The 12,459-nt window shown below is 58.6% G+C and carries 12 protein-coding genes; 7 read left to right on the top strand and 5 right to left on the bottom strand.

Annotated features, from left to right (window positions below):
* Window positions 1–299 precede the first annotated feature (299 nt).
* Entirely contained in the window at window positions 300–1,076 is a 777-nt protein-coding gene (locus tag ACVVH8_RS25760) for a ferredoxin--NADP reductase (protein ID WP_475227011.1), read from the top strand.
* A gap of 43 nt (window positions 1,077–1,119) precedes the next feature.
* Here ACVVH8_RS25760 and mscL read toward each other — a convergent pair whose 3' ends face one another.
* Window positions 1,120–1,533 (bottom strand): large-conductance mechanosensitive channel protein MscL, encoded by a 414-nt coding sequence (mscL, locus tag ACVVH8_RS25755; RefSeq protein WP_103303624.1) that lies wholly within the window; start codon window positions 1,531–1,533, stop codon window positions 1,120–1,122.
* A gap of 287 nt (window positions 1,534–1,820) precedes the next feature.
* On the opposite strand from mscL, the gene katB reads away from it, so the two are divergent.
* Genes katB through radA form a run of 3 tightly spaced genes read left to right on the top strand, consistent with a single transcriptional unit; the run spans window position 1,821 to window position 5,381 of the window.
* Window positions 1,821–3,362, top strand: a complete 1,542-nt coding sequence (gene katB / locus ACVVH8_RS25750; RefSeq protein ID WP_475227008.1) for a catalase KatB — start codon at window positions 1,821–1,823, stop codon at window positions 3,360–3,362.
* Between the two features lie 60 nt (window positions 3,363–3,422).
* The gene (locus ACVVH8_RS25745; RefSeq protein ID WP_475227005.1) at window positions 3,423–3,968 is read left to right on the top strand and encodes an ankyrin repeat domain-containing protein; all 546 of its coding nucleotides are present in this window, start codon (window positions 3,423–3,425) and stop codon (window positions 3,966–3,968) included.
* Between the two features lie 45 nt (window positions 3,969–4,013).
* Window positions 4,014–5,381, top strand: a complete 1,368-nt coding sequence (gene radA, locus ACVVH8_RS25740; RefSeq protein ID WP_003228407.1) for a DNA repair protein RadA — start codon at window positions 4,014–4,016, stop codon at window positions 5,379–5,381.
* Window positions 5,382–5,526: 145 nt separating this feature from the next.
* Here the strand turns inward: radA and ACVVH8_RS25735 are convergent, their stop codons facing one another.
* Window positions 5,527–5,895 (bottom strand): PilZ domain-containing protein, encoded by a 369-nt coding sequence (locus ACVVH8_RS25735; protein WP_103303620.1) that lies wholly within the window; start codon window positions 5,893–5,895, stop codon window positions 5,527–5,529.
* A gap of 159 nt (window positions 5,896–6,054) precedes the next feature.
* Here ACVVH8_RS25735 and ACVVH8_RS25730 point away from each other — a divergent pair, with 159 nt between their 5' ends.
* From ACVVH8_RS25730 to yjiA, 3 genes are all read left to right on the top strand, one after another.
* Window positions 6,055–8,121, top strand: a complete 2,067-nt coding sequence (locus ACVVH8_RS25730) for a carbon starvation CstA family protein (protein ID WP_103303619.1) — start codon at window positions 6,055–6,057, stop codon at window positions 8,119–8,121.
* Window positions 8,122–8,136: 15 nt separating this feature from the next.
* Window positions 8,137–8,334 carry a YbdD/YjiX family protein gene (locus tag ACVVH8_RS25725; protein ID WP_003228401.1) on the top strand — a complete coding sequence of 66 codons (198 nt, stop codon included), beginning with the start codon at window positions 8,137–8,139 and terminating at the stop codon, window positions 8,332–8,334.
* A 153-nt stretch (window positions 8,335–8,487) separates the two neighbouring features.
* Entirely contained in the window at window positions 8,488–9,459 is a 972-nt protein-coding gene (gene yjiA / locus ACVVH8_RS25720; RefSeq protein WP_315446308.1) for a GTPase, read from the top strand.
* Window positions 9,460–9,563: 104 nt separating this feature from the next.
* On the opposite strand, the gene ACVVH8_RS25715 is transcribed toward yjiA, so the two are convergent.
* From ACVVH8_RS25715 to ACVVH8_RS25705, 3 genes are all read right to left on the bottom strand, one after another.
* On the bottom strand, window positions 9,564–10,274 hold the full coding sequence (locus ACVVH8_RS25715; RefSeq protein WP_475227003.1) for a GntR family transcriptional regulator: 711 nt from the start codon (window positions 10,272–10,274) through the stop codon (window positions 9,564–9,566).
* Between the two features lie 24 nt (window positions 10,275–10,298).
* Window positions 10,299–11,003 carry a FadR/GntR family transcriptional regulator gene (locus ACVVH8_RS25710; protein WP_103303616.1) on the bottom strand — a complete coding sequence of 235 codons (705 nt, stop codon included), beginning with the start codon at window positions 11,001–11,003 and terminating at the stop codon, window positions 10,299–10,301.
* Between the two features lie 84 nt (window positions 11,004–11,087).
* The gene (locus tag ACVVH8_RS25705; protein WP_103303615.1) at window positions 11,088–12,401 is read right to left on the bottom strand and encodes a C4-dicarboxylate transporter DctA; all 1,314 of its coding nucleotides are present in this window, start codon (window positions 12,399–12,401) and stop codon (window positions 11,088–11,090) included.
* Between the last annotated feature and the right edge of the window lie 58 nt (window positions 12,402–12,459).

Raw genomic sequence — 12,459 nt, 5'->3', positions numbered from 1 at the left:
GGGGTGCTTTTTTGGATCCAACCGGACCCGCACGCCAACGAGTGTAGGACCTTTCCTACATATTGTTTTGATTTTTTTGCACTTGAATGGAGTAGAAACTGAATAACTAGTTCTTAAGTACATATTGTTTTATATGGGGTGTGACATCTTTTACAAAGTTTTACTTATTAGTCATGAATGTCATAGTTTTGTACAGGATTTACAAGCACGAAATACGTGCTGAATGCCATTACAAATCGGTGGTATTTAAGCGCGTGGCTTTGCGGGAAACTGGTGGCAACCGTTGAATGGAGTGCCCTATGACAGCCAGTACAGAGAAATTCACCCGGCAGACCCTCGTGGCCATACAACCCTTGACCCCCAGCCTGTTCACCTTGCGTACAACCCGCGACGCGGGATTTCGTTTTCGGGCGGGTCAGTTCGCTCGACTCGGCGTGACCAGGGCCGATGGCAGCACCGTGTGGCGTGCCTACTCCATGGTGTCATCTCCCTTCGATGAATTTCTTGAGTTCTTTTCCATTGTGGTGCCCGGGGGCGAGTTCACCAGTGAGCTGAGTCGGCTTGAGGTTGGCGACTCGCTGCTGGTCGATCGCCAGGCGTTCGGCTATCTGACCCTTGATCGTTTCGTCGACGGTCGCGATTTATGGCTATTGTCCACAGGCACAGGGGTGGCACCTTTCCTGTCGATCCTGCAGGACTTCGAGGTGTGGGAGAAATTCCAGCGCATCATCCTTGTGTACAGCGTCAGAGAGGCGCGCGAACTTGCCTACCAGACACTGATCGCCGAACTGGCGCAGCGTGATTACCTCGCCGAGCACATTCACAAACTGCAGTTCATTGCCACTGTCACCCGCGAGGAACACCCGGATGCGCTGCATGGCCGAATCACCACGCTGATCGAGAACGGTGAATTGGAGCGCGCTGCGGGCGTTGAGCTGACTGCCGAACACTCGCGGGTCATGTTGTGCGGTAACCCGCGAATGATCGACGACACTCGCGCGCTGCTGAAAAAGCGCCACATGAACCTCAGCCTGACCCGCAGGCCTGGCCAGGTCGCGGTAGAAAACTACTGGTAAACAAACGGCGCCCACAGGCGCCGTTTTTTATCGTGCGGAAGGTTCAGGGCCGGGTGTTCTGGGCCTTGAGCAGATCGCGGATCTCACCCAGCAATTCTTCTTCTTTGGTCGGAACCGGTGGCAGGGTAGGCGCCACGGCTTCTTCGCGTTTCAAGCGGTTGATGGCTTTGACGCCCATGAAGATCGCGAAAGCGACGATCACAAAATCAAGGATGCTCTGGATGAACTTGCCGTAAGCCAGCATTACCGCAGGGGCATTGCCCTCGGCGGCTTTCAGCGTAATGGCCAGATCGCTGAAGTCAACGCCGCCGATCAGCAGACCGATTGGCGGCATGATCACATCACCGACAAAGGACGAAACGATTTTGCCGAACGCGGCACCGATGATGATACCGACGGCCATGTCGACCACATTGCCTTTGACCGCGAAGGCCTTGAACTCGCTAAGCACGCCCATAGGTTATTTCCTTGTTACAGATGAGTTTTGGTGTACGCAGTGTAAATCAGCAAAACGCGTCCTGCGCGAAACACCTTCTTACAATGCCCGTTTTTATCGACACACTAATCGACGATTAGTTTGCAAAGTGCCACTAATCGCGCGCGAAATACGCCGTAACCTGCTGATCGGAAAGCCAAATTTTTCAATCATGGGGTTACGTTCTTTCTATTTATGTTCGACGGCACAGGCCTCTAGCCTTGGTGTGGCGCACCTGGATGCGCCCAAAAAAACCAGAGGATCCTGATATGAATTCCGCTCTTGGACTGGGGGCTTTTCCCCATCGCCGTACGATTGGCTTACTCACCGCCAGCCTGCTGACCTTCTCCGTGCAGGCCGCTCCCCTGACCCGCGATAACGGTGCAGCAGTCGGCGACAACCAGAACTCGCAAACCGCAGGTGCCAATGGCCCGGTGCTGCTGCAGGATGTGCAACTGATCCAGAAACTGCAGCGTTTCGACCGCGAGCGCATCCCGGAGCGCGTGGTTCACGCCCGTGGCACCGGCGCCCATGGCACTTTCACCGTGACCAATGACCTTGGCGACCTGAGCAAGGCCAAGGTCTTTGCCGCCGGCCAGAGCACGCCTGTATTCGTGCGGTTTTCCGCCGTGGTGCATGGCAACCACTCTCCGGAAACCCTGCGGGACCCACGCGGTTTCGCCACCAAGTTCTACACCGCCGATGGCAACTGGGACCTGGTCGGCAACAATTTTCCGACCTTCTTTATTCGTGATGCAATCAAGTTCCCGGACATGGTGCATGCGTTCAAACCCGACCCGCGCACTAACCTGGATGACGACTCGCGCCGCTTCGACTTCTTCTCTCACGTACCGGAAGCCACGCGTACGCTGACCGAGTTGTATTCCAATTCGGGAACTCCAGCCAGTTATCGAGAGATGGATGGCAATGGTGTACATGCTTACAAGTTGGTGAATGCCAAAGGCGAAATTCACTATGTGAAGTTTCACTGGAAGAGTTTGCAGGGAATTAACAACTTAACGCCAAAACAAGTCGTCAAGGTTCAAGGGCAAGATTACAGTCACATGACGACGGATTTGGTCACTAATATCAATAAGGGTAACTTCCCGAAATGGGACTTGTACGTTCAAGTGCTGAAGCCACAAGATTTGTCCACGTTTGATTTTGATCCACTGGATGCGACAAAGATCTGGCCGGGTATTCCAGAACGAAAAGTTGGACAAATGGTGTTGAACCGTAATCCGGCAAACGTCTTTCAGGAGACGGAGCAAGTTGCGATGGCACCTTCCAATGTTGTGCCAGGCATCGAGCCTTCGGAAGACCGTCTGTTGCAAGGTCGGGTGTTCTCTTACGCCGATACGCAAATGTATCGCCTGGGCGCCAACGCCCTGCAATTGCCGATCAATGCGCCGAAAGTTGCGGTGAACAATGGCAATCAGGATGGTGCGATGAACGTGGGCGCGAGCAGCTCCGGGGTGAACTATCAGCCGAGCCGTGTGCAACCGCGTGAAGAAACGCAAACCGCTCGTTACAGCCAGTCGGCGCTGTCGGGCAGCACTCAGCAAGCGAAGATCCAGCGTGAACAGAACTTCAAGCAGGCCGGTGATCTGTATCGCTCGTTCAGCAAAAAGGAACGCCGCGATCTGATCGACAGCTTCGGTGGCTCGCTGGCCAGCACCGATGACGAGAGCAAGCACATCATCCTGTCCTTCCTTTATAAGGCCGATCCGGAATACGGCACCGGCGTGACCGAGGTGGCCAAGGGTGACCTCAGCCGAGTCAAGGCACTGGCGGCCAAACTGGTCGACTGATTCGAGGCTCATGCAATGCGGGGCCTGACTCAGGCCCCGTTTCGCTCAAGGAGATCGCTGATGCGTATCTGTCTTTTAATGTTGGCCGGTTGTTTGTCATTCAACGCGTGGGCGGCACCTGATGCGCAGAGCCCCGACGCTATCAGACTTCAGTTGCAAAACTACTATTTCGACGCTGCCCGGCGTGGTGATGTGCCGATGCTCGAGAGCTTTATCGAATCGGGTTACTCCCTCGACACTCGCGATGACAAGGGTTACACCGCGCTGATTCTGGCGGCGTATCACGGGCAGGCACCAGCGGTGGAACGATTGCTCGCCGCCGGGGCCGATGCGTGTGCTCAGGATCAGCGCGGTAACACGGCGTTGATGGGCGCGATTTTCAAGGGTGAGTTACAGATTGCCCGACGCTTGATGGCCACCGATTGCAGCCCCGACCAACGTAACGCTGCCGGTCAGACGGCCGCTATGTATGCCGGTCTGTTCAAGCGACTGGAGTTGCTCGACGCCCTCAAGGCCAAAGGTGCCGACCTGGATGCGCAAGATCGGCTGGGCAACAGCGCCGCGCGTCTGGCCAACGGGGAAATCCGTACTGCTGCGCCGCGCTGATTGGCGGCACGTGCGTTATCATCGCGGTTTTTGTCGGGGGTTCTGATGGCCAAGGCCAAGCGCATGTACGGCTGCACCGAGTGCGGCGCAACCTTTCCCAAGTGGGCCGGCCAGTGTGGCGAGTGCGGTGCCTGGAACACCCTCACTGAAACCATGATCGAGAGCGGCGGCGCCACCGCGCCCACCGGCCGCACCGGTTGGGCCGGGCAACAGGCGCAGATCAAGACCCTGGCCGAAGTCAGCATCGAGGAGATTCCACGTTTTTCCACCGCGTCCGGTGAACTCGATCGCGTGCTCGGCGGTGGTCTGGTGGATGGTTCGGTGGTGCTGATCGGCGGTGATCCGGGGATCGGCAAGTCGACGATCCTGTTGCAGACCCTGTGCAATCTCGCCAAGAGCATGCCAGCGCTGTACGTCACCGGCGAGGAATCCCAACAGCAGGTGGCCATGCGCGCCCGTCGCCTCGGCTTGCCGCAGGACCAGTTGCGGGTGATGACCGAGACCTGCATCGAAACCATCATCGCCACCGCCCGTCAGGAAAAGCCCAAGGTGATGGTGATCGACTCGATCCAGACAATCTTCACTGAACAACTGCAATCGGCGCCGGGCGGCGTTTCCCAAGTGCGCGAAAGTGCGGCGTTGCTGGTGCGTTATGCCAAGCAAAGCGGCACAGCGATTTTCCTTGTTGGTCACGTCACCAAGGAAGGCGCGCTGGCGGGCCCGCGCGTGCTGGAACACATGGTCGATACCGTGCTGTATTTCGAAGGTGAATCCGACGGGCGTTTGCGTTTGCTGCGGGCGGTGAAAAACCGTTTCGGTGCGGTCAACGAGCTGGGTGTGTTCGGTATGACGGACAAAGGCCTGAAGGAAGTCTCCAATCCTTCGGCGATTTTCCTTACCCGTGCCCAGGAAGAAGTCCCGGGCAGTGTGGTGATGGCAACGTGGGAGGGCACGCGACCGATGCTGGTGGAGGTGCAGGCACTGGTCGATGACAGCCACTTGGCCAACCCGCGTCGGGTGACGCTGGGGCTGGATCAGAATCGTCTGGCAATGTTGCTCGCGGTTTTACACCGTCATGGTGGCATTCCGACCCACGATCAGGATGTGTTCCTCAATGTGGTCGGCGGGGTGAAGGTGCTGGAAACCGCATCCGACCTGGCGTTGATGGCGGCCGTGATGTCGAGCCTGCGCAATCGGCCATTGCCCCATGATCTGCTGGTGTTTGGCGAAGTCGGCTTGTCCGGCGAGGTGCGCCCGGTGCCGAGCGGTCAGGAGCGTTTGAAAGAAGCAGCCAAGCATGGCTTCAAACGGGCGATCGTACCCAAGGGCAATGCACCAAAAGAAGCACCTGCGGGCTTGCAGATCATCGCTGTCACCCGCCTCGAACAAGCCCTCGACGCGCTCTTCGAATAAAAAACTGTCTTCTGGTGAATTCTGTGGCGAGGGGATTTATCCCCGATGGCTGCGCAGCAGCCCATTTTTTGGGGCCGCTACGCGACCATCGGGGATAAATCCCCTCGCCACAGAGTCCGCCACAGGGCATTGATTTGTGTTGCCACTAGATTTCGATCAATGCACCCAGTTCGCGTTCCAGCTCGGCTTCGTCAGCCAGATTGAGTTCAATCAACCGCCGCAAGCGTTGAATCGAATCAAGAGAGATGTGCTGGCAGACGAAGCCGAGTTGTCCGTGATCATCGTGTTTAAGCTGCGCATCCATTTCGATATGGACGTCTTCGCTCAGATGGATATCGACATGGAAAGTATTCTCGGCAATGCCCAGCCATGGCTCTGGCTTCTCGATCAACAGTCCCTTGAGTGAAAGATCGATCAGCTTCACCTGCCAGATATATTCACCCTGGCGTAATTCGGTTCTGGCATCGAACGCAATTCGTTTGAAGCGGCGACGATTTGCAGGGTGCTCGCTCATGGCGCAATCCTCCTGAAGGTTTGCTGACTATAGACCCCGCAAGCGGGGGCGAGCCAACCAGTAAAGCGTCTAGACCAATGTCGGGGTATGGCCTTTGGCGCCGTAAGCGCTAAACTCGGGGTGGCTGTCTTTCTTGTCCACCCTGGCTGGAATAATAAAATGAAAAATAATAATAGCCTGCTACGCCACTTACCCTGGCTAGTGCTGGCAATCGTAGGAGCGTGCGCCCTGGGCGTAGTGGCATTGCGCCGAGGCGAGGCGATCAACGCCTTGTGGATTGTGGTCGCTGCCGTGGCCATCTATCTGGTTGCGTACCGTTACTACAGCCTGTTCATCGCAAACAATGTGATGCAACTCGATCCGCGTCGGGCCACCCCCGCCGTTCTAAACAATGACGGTCTGGACTACGTTCCGACCAACAAACACATTCTCTTCGGTCACCACTTCGCAGCGATTGCTGGCGCGGGACCTCTGGTCGGCCCGGTACTGGCGGCGCAGATGGGTTACTTGCCCGGCACGCTGTGGCTGATTGCCGGCGTGGTGCTGGCGGGCGCGGTGCAGGACTTCATGGTTCTGTTCATGTCGACCCGTCGCAACGGCCGTTCCCTGGGCGACATGGTGCGTGAAGAAATGGGCCGGGTCCCCGGCACCATTGCCCTGTTCGGCTGCTTCCTGATCATGATCATCATTCTCGCGGTGCTGGCGCTGATCGTGGTCAAGGCACTGGCCGAGAGCCCGTGGGGCATCTTCACCGTGATGGCGACCATCCCGATCGCGATGTTCATGGGCATATACATGCGCTACATCCGTCCGGGCCGCATTGGCGAGATCTCCGTGGTCGGCGTGTTGCTGCTGCTCGGTTCGATCTGGCTGGGTGGGCAGATTGCCGCTGATCCGGTGTGGGCCAAGGCCTTCACTTTCACCGGTGTGCAAATTACCTGGATGCTGGTCGGCTACGGTTTCGTCGCTGCGTCGCTACCGGTCTGGCTGATTCTGGCGCCGCGTGACTACCTCTCCACGTTCCTGAAAATCGGCACCATCATCGCTCTGGCAATCGGCATTCTGGTGACCATGCCCGAACTGAAAATGCCCGCGCTGACCCAGTTCGTCGACGGCACCGGTCCGGTGTGGAAGGGCGGCCTGTTCCCGTTCCTGTTCATCACCATCGCTTGCGGTGCGGTGTCCGGGTTCCACGCGCTGATTTCTTCGGGTACCACGCCGAAGCTGCTGGATAACGAAACCAACGCCCGTTACATCGGTTACGGCGGCATGCTGATGGAGTCGTTTGTCGCCATCATGGCCATGGTCGCTGCCTCGGTGATCGAGCCTGGCGTGTACTTCGCCATGAACAGCCCGGCCGCCGTCGTCGGCAGTGATGTGGTGTCTGTTGCGCAAGTGGTCTCCAGTTGGGGCTTTGCGATTACGCCTGAGGCGCTGCAAGCCGTGGCGCACGACATTGGCGAAACCACCATCCTGGCCCGTGCCGGTGGTGCGCCGACCCTGGCGGTCGGTATCGCGCAGATCCTGCACAGTGTCCTGCCGGGTGAAAACACCATGGCGTTCTGGTACCACTTCGCGATCCTGTTCGAAGCGCTGTTTATCCTGACTGCGGTAGACGCCGGCACCCGTGCCGGGCGTTTCATGTTGCAGGATCTGCTCGGCTCTTTCGTTCCGGCGCTGAAACGTACCGAATCGTGGACCGCCAACCTGATCGCCACCGCCGGTTGTGTGGCGATGTGGGGCTGGTTGCTGTACCAAGGCGTGATCGATCCACTGGGCGGTATCAACACCTTGTGGCCGCTGTTCGGTATCTCCAACCAGATGCTCGCCGGTATCGCGCTGATGCTCGGCACCGTGGTCCTGATCAAAATGAAGCGTCAGCGCTACATTTGGGTCACCTTGCTGCCAGCCACCTGGCTGCTGATCTGCACCACGACTGCAGGCTTCATCAAACTGTTCGACGCCAACCCGGCGATCGGCTTCCTGTCGCTGGCCAAGAAGTACAGCGATGCGCTGGCCAATGGTCAGGTGCTGGCACCGGCAAAAAGCGTCGAGCAGATGCAGCACGTGATCTTCAACGCTTACACCAACGCAACGCTGACCGCGCTGTTCCTGTTTGTGGTGTTCAGCATCCTGTTCTATGCACTCAAGGTCGGCATCGCCGCCTGGGGCAAAAAAGAGCGTACGGACAAAGAATCGCCATTCCAGGCTCTGCCGGATGCGTAACCAGAGGATTGCAGCATGTTCAATGACCTGAGTCGCCTCGGTAAATACCTCGGGCAGGCCGCGCGCCTGATGGTCGGCATGCCTGACTACGACACTTACGTCGAGCATATGCAAACCAAGCACCCGGACAAACCGGTGATGAGCTATGAGATGTTCTTTCGCGAACGTCAGGAAGCCCGTTATGGTGGCAAGGGTGGGCCGAAGTGCTGTTGAGCTGACAGCCTTCGGTTGATGCAATCCCCCTGTGGGAGCGGGCTTGCTCGCGAAAGCGGTGTGTCATCGAGCAATGATGTCGACTGACACGACCCCTTCGCGAGCAGGCTCGCTCCCACATTTGTTTTTGTGTTTCTTTCAGGAGATCGTGTTTTGTCTTCTCCCATACCTGTAACGGTACTCAGCGGTTTCCTCGGCGCCGGCAAGACCACCTTGCTGCGCCACCTGTTGAAAGCCGAGCACGGCCTGAAAATCGCCGTGATCGAAAACGAATTCAGCGACGCCGGTATCGACACCCAGTTGTTGGGCGACGAGCCGGTGCAAGTCATGACGTTGGCCAATGGCTGCGTCTGCTGCACCATCCACACTGATCTGACCAAAGCCCTGTATTTGCTGCTTGAGCGCTTGGACAGCGGCGAAATTGCCTTTGATCGTCTGGTGATCGAATGCACCGGGCTGGCCGATCCGGCGCCAGTGGCGCAGACCTTCTTCATCGACGAAGAACTGCGCGAGCGTTATCTGCTCGACGGCATCATCACGCTGGTCGATGCCGCGCACGCCGAGCATCATCTGACCCAGACCATCGCCCAGGCGCAGATCGGTTTCGCCGACCGCTTGCTGGTGAGCAAGACCGATCTGGTCGACGAAGCCGCATTCACGGCGTTGAGCGAGCGTCTGACCCGGATCAACCGCCGCGCGCCGATCCGCGTGGTCGAGCACGGCAACATCGATCTGGCCGAACTGCTCGACGTACGTGGCTTCAATCTCAATGCCGACCTTGGCGGCGGGTTGAGCCTGCGGCCGGTGAGCAAAGCACCGTCCATCGATCGCATCTCCAGTCTGGTGCTGCGCACCGATCAGCCGCTGGATATCGATCAGCTCAGCGAGTTCATGAATGAACTGCTGGAAGAGCACGGCAAGCAATTGCTGCGTTACAAGGGCGTGCTGAATATTGCCGGGGAAGATCGGCGGTTGGTATTCCAGGGCGTTCTGAAGTTGTACGGCTTCGACTGGGACACCGAGTGGGCCGAGGGTGAGGTGCGGGAAAGTGTGATTGTATTTATTGCCGATGATCTGCCGGAAGAGAAAATTCGGGCGGGGTTTGCGCGGGTAGCGGCGGGCTGAGGGCTGCTCGGTGCCCGTGATGACGCCATCGCGGGCAAGCCCGCTCCCACAGTTCTAGCGGTGGACTCGAACCCTGTGGGAGCTGGCTTGCCAGCGATAGCGATTTACCCGGCAACACAATGCCCAAGGGGTGAACTCAGCAGGGCTTGCTCCAGATGATCCAGATGCCGATTCATCAGCAACCCGGCCTTGGCAGCATCGCCACATTCCACCTCCTCGACAATCGCCACATGCTCCTGCCACGCGCAACAGCTGTGCGTGTTCCGCGAACTCCTTGCAATTGCCAGCGACGTCAGCGGCACCAGACTTCGCAGAAAATGCGCCAACGGTGCATTTCCTGCCATCTGCGCCAATTGCAGATGAAACTCCCCCGACAAGCGAATGGCCGCGCCACGCCGATCCTGCTCGACGGCCTGACGCTCACGTTCGATCAAGGCGCGCAGGCGCTTGAGCCCTTCAACCGACGGCCGCTGACAAGCCAGCCGCACCAGCGTGCTTTCGGCAAGTCGCCGGGCATGCAACGTCTGCCTTGTGTGCTCCGCGTCCAGCTCGGCAACGCGTGGCCGATGATTGGCGCGCAGCACGATGATGTGCTCATGTGCCAACTGCGTCAGCGCCCGCCGCACATCTGCGCGGCTGACACCGAACATCTGCTTGAGGCTCTCTTCGGTGAAGCGGCTGGCGGGTGCGATACGTTGTTCCAGAATTGCATCGAACAGCCGTGGATACAGATCCTCCACCGGCGCTCGCAGGCGGGAGAAGGGCAGGGCAGTCGACATCTGGCGGTTGTGCGACGGCGTGGCAAGACTGTTCATGGCCGGTCTCCAGTGTGAAGAAATTCAGTTGCTCAAGTTGTCTTCCGGAATGTTCAGCTCGATGCCCATGCGCTGACCTTCGCGCAGAATGTGCCGGCGCATTTCGGCGCTGGCCTGGGCGCTGTTCTTGCTGCGGATTGCACGCACTACGGCTTCGTTTTCTTCGAGGCGTTCGGCGAGGTGTTCCGGGGAGTTGCGCAGCACTTCGGCGCTCTGCTTGAGGGCATTGCTGGTCTGCTGCACCACGCTCTGGAAAATCGGGTTCGAGGTCAGGGTGAACAGTTCCTCATGGAACGCGATGTAGGCGCTGACCCCGGCTTCGCTGTCGCCCGCGTCGAGGGCTTCGCGCATGTCCATCAAGGTCAGGCGCAACTGGCCGACTTCCTTGCTGCTGATCGACTGTGCAACCAGGCCGACGATGAACGGTTCAAGGGTGTAACGCAGTTGCAGCACGTCTTCGAGGCTGGCGCCGGCCACTGCGCTGTCGTGGCTTTGGCTGTCGCTCAGTTGCGCGTCGAGCACCACCACGCCTTTGCCCGGCATCGAGCGGACGAGGCCGAGGGTTTCCAGGACGATCACCGCTTCGCGCAGGCTTGGGCGGCTGATGCCCAGTTGTTCGGCCAATTCGCGCTGACCCGGCAGCATGTCGCCGGAGCGCCACTGACCACGGGCCAATGCCGCGCGGAGTTTTTCTACGACTGAGTTGACGACGGTTGATGTGGTTATCACTGGTCTAGCTCCATGTGCCTGCGAGAGACGCCGCAAGCCAGATCAAAAGATCGCAGCCAGCGGCCATCCCGGCAGGGTTGAAAATCAGAACTCTTGCTGGTGCGCCGGAGTTGCTGTTTTACGCGGCTGAAAGGTGTAGCCCTGCTGGCCGCTCAGTACTTTGTTGGCTCGTTGTACGTCGATGTCTTTTTCCCAACGGGCGATGGCCACGGTGGCGACGCAGTTGCCGATCAGGTTAGTCAGTGCCCGGCCGATGCCCATGAACCAGTCCACCGCCAGCACCAGCACCAGACCGACCACCGGAATCGCCGGGATCGCCGTCAGCGTCGCCGCGAGAATCACCAGCGCCGAACCGGGAATCCCGTGGGCGCCTTTGGAAGTAATCAGTGACACCAGCAGAATCGTCAGCAGGTCGGTCATGGCCAGCGGCGTGCCGGTCGCGTTGGCGATGAACACGATGGCCAGGGTGAGGTAGATCGAGAAACCGTCGAGGTTGAACGAGTAGCCCGTGGGGATCACCAGGCCGACGGTCGAGCTGCCGATACCCAAGTGTTCAAGTTTGCGCATGATCTGCGGCAGCACGGCATCGGAGGACGCGGTGCCCATGACGATCAGCAATTCTTCGCGCAGGTATTTCAGCAGCGGCCACATGCGCAGGCCGGAGGCGCGCATCACCAGACCGAGAATCACGCTGACGAACGCGATGCAGGTCAGATAAAACAGGCCGACCAGACTGCCCAGATGTTGCAGCGAGTCGAGGCCATATTTGCTGGTGGTGAAGGCGATGGCGCCGAATACGCCGATTGGCGCCAGACGCACGATCATGCCCATGATCCGGAAGATCACGTGGCTCAGTTCGTTGATCAGTCGCGAGATGCCCGACGCCGCTTCACCGACCAGATTCAACGCACTGCCGAACAGCACCGAAAACAGCAGCACTTGCAGGATGTTGTTGTCGGCAAATGCGCCGATCACCGAAGTCGGGATCAGATCCATCAGGAACTGTGTGGTGGTGTGCATGTGTTGACCGCGCTCGGCGATGTCGCCCATGTCGGCGGCGGACAGCTGCTCCAGATGGATATTCGCGCCGCTGCCGATGCCGGTGCTGAAGGCGAATACCAGGCCGATCACCAGCGCGATGGTGGTCAACACTTCAAAGTAGATCACCGATTTGAGACCGATCCGGCCAACCTTCTTCAGATCGCCCGCGCCACTGATGCCGCTGACCACCACGCAGAACACGATCAGGCCGATGAGCATCTTGATCAGTTTGATGAAACCGTCGCCGAGCGGTTTGAGCTGGGCCGAGTATTCAGGGAGGGTCAGCCCGCAGACGATGCCGAGCATCAGTCCGAGAACCACTTGGAGGAAGATTGAACGGGAGCACCATCTGAGCATGGGAGGAATCCTGGTCGGTGTCCTGGCTGCCGTGCGCTTGGCGCATCAGATTCAGGAC

It is taken from the genome of Pseudomonas trutticola BRTCR10, from assembly GCF_056155105.1.
Note: the sequence above shows the minus strand (reverse complement) of the source record. Positions and strands in the feature narration are given on the sequence as shown.

What these genes read in the sequence shown, in the direction of transcription:
- ACVVH8_RS25745 (WP_475227005.1), top strand. Translation starts at nt 3,423, where the DNA reads ATGCGTATCTGTCTTTTAATGTTGGCCGGTTGTTTGTCATTCAACGCG.
- ACVVH8_RS25730 (WP_103303619.1), top strand. Translation starts at nt 6,055, where the DNA reads ATGAAAAATAATAATAGCCTGCTACGCCACTTACCCTGGCTAGTGCTG.
- ACVVH8_RS25760 (WP_475227011.1), top strand. Translation starts at nt 300, where the DNA reads ATGACAGCCAGTACAGAGAAATTCACCCGGCAGACCCTCGTGGCCATA.
- ACVVH8_RS25705 (WP_103303615.1), bottom strand. Translation starts at nt 12,401, where the DNA reads ATGCTCAGATGGTGCTCCCGTTCAATCTTCCTCCAAGTGGTTCTCGGA.
- radA (WP_003228407.1), top strand. Translation starts at nt 4,014, where the DNA reads ATGGCCAAGGCCAAGCGCATGTACGGCTGCACCGAGTGCGGCGCAACC.
- ACVVH8_RS25715 (WP_475227003.1), bottom strand. Translation starts at nt 10,274, where the DNA reads ATGAACAGTCTTGCCACGCCGTCGCACAACCGCCAGATGTCGACTGCC.
- ACVVH8_RS25735 (WP_103303620.1), bottom strand. Translation starts at nt 5,895, where the DNA reads ATGAGCGAGCACCCTGCAAATCGTCGCCGCTTCAAACGAATTGCGTTC.
- ACVVH8_RS25725 (WP_003228401.1), top strand. Translation starts at nt 8,137, where the DNA reads ATGTTCAATGACCTGAGTCGCCTCGGTAAATACCTCGGGCAGGCCGCG.
- mscL (WP_103303624.1), bottom strand. Translation starts at nt 1,533, where the DNA reads ATGGGCGTGCTTAGCGAGTTCAAGGCCTTCGCGGTCAAAGGCAATGTG.
- katB (WP_475227008.1), top strand. Translation starts at nt 1,821, where the DNA reads ATGAATTCCGCTCTTGGACTGGGGGCTTTTCCCCATCGCCGTACGATT.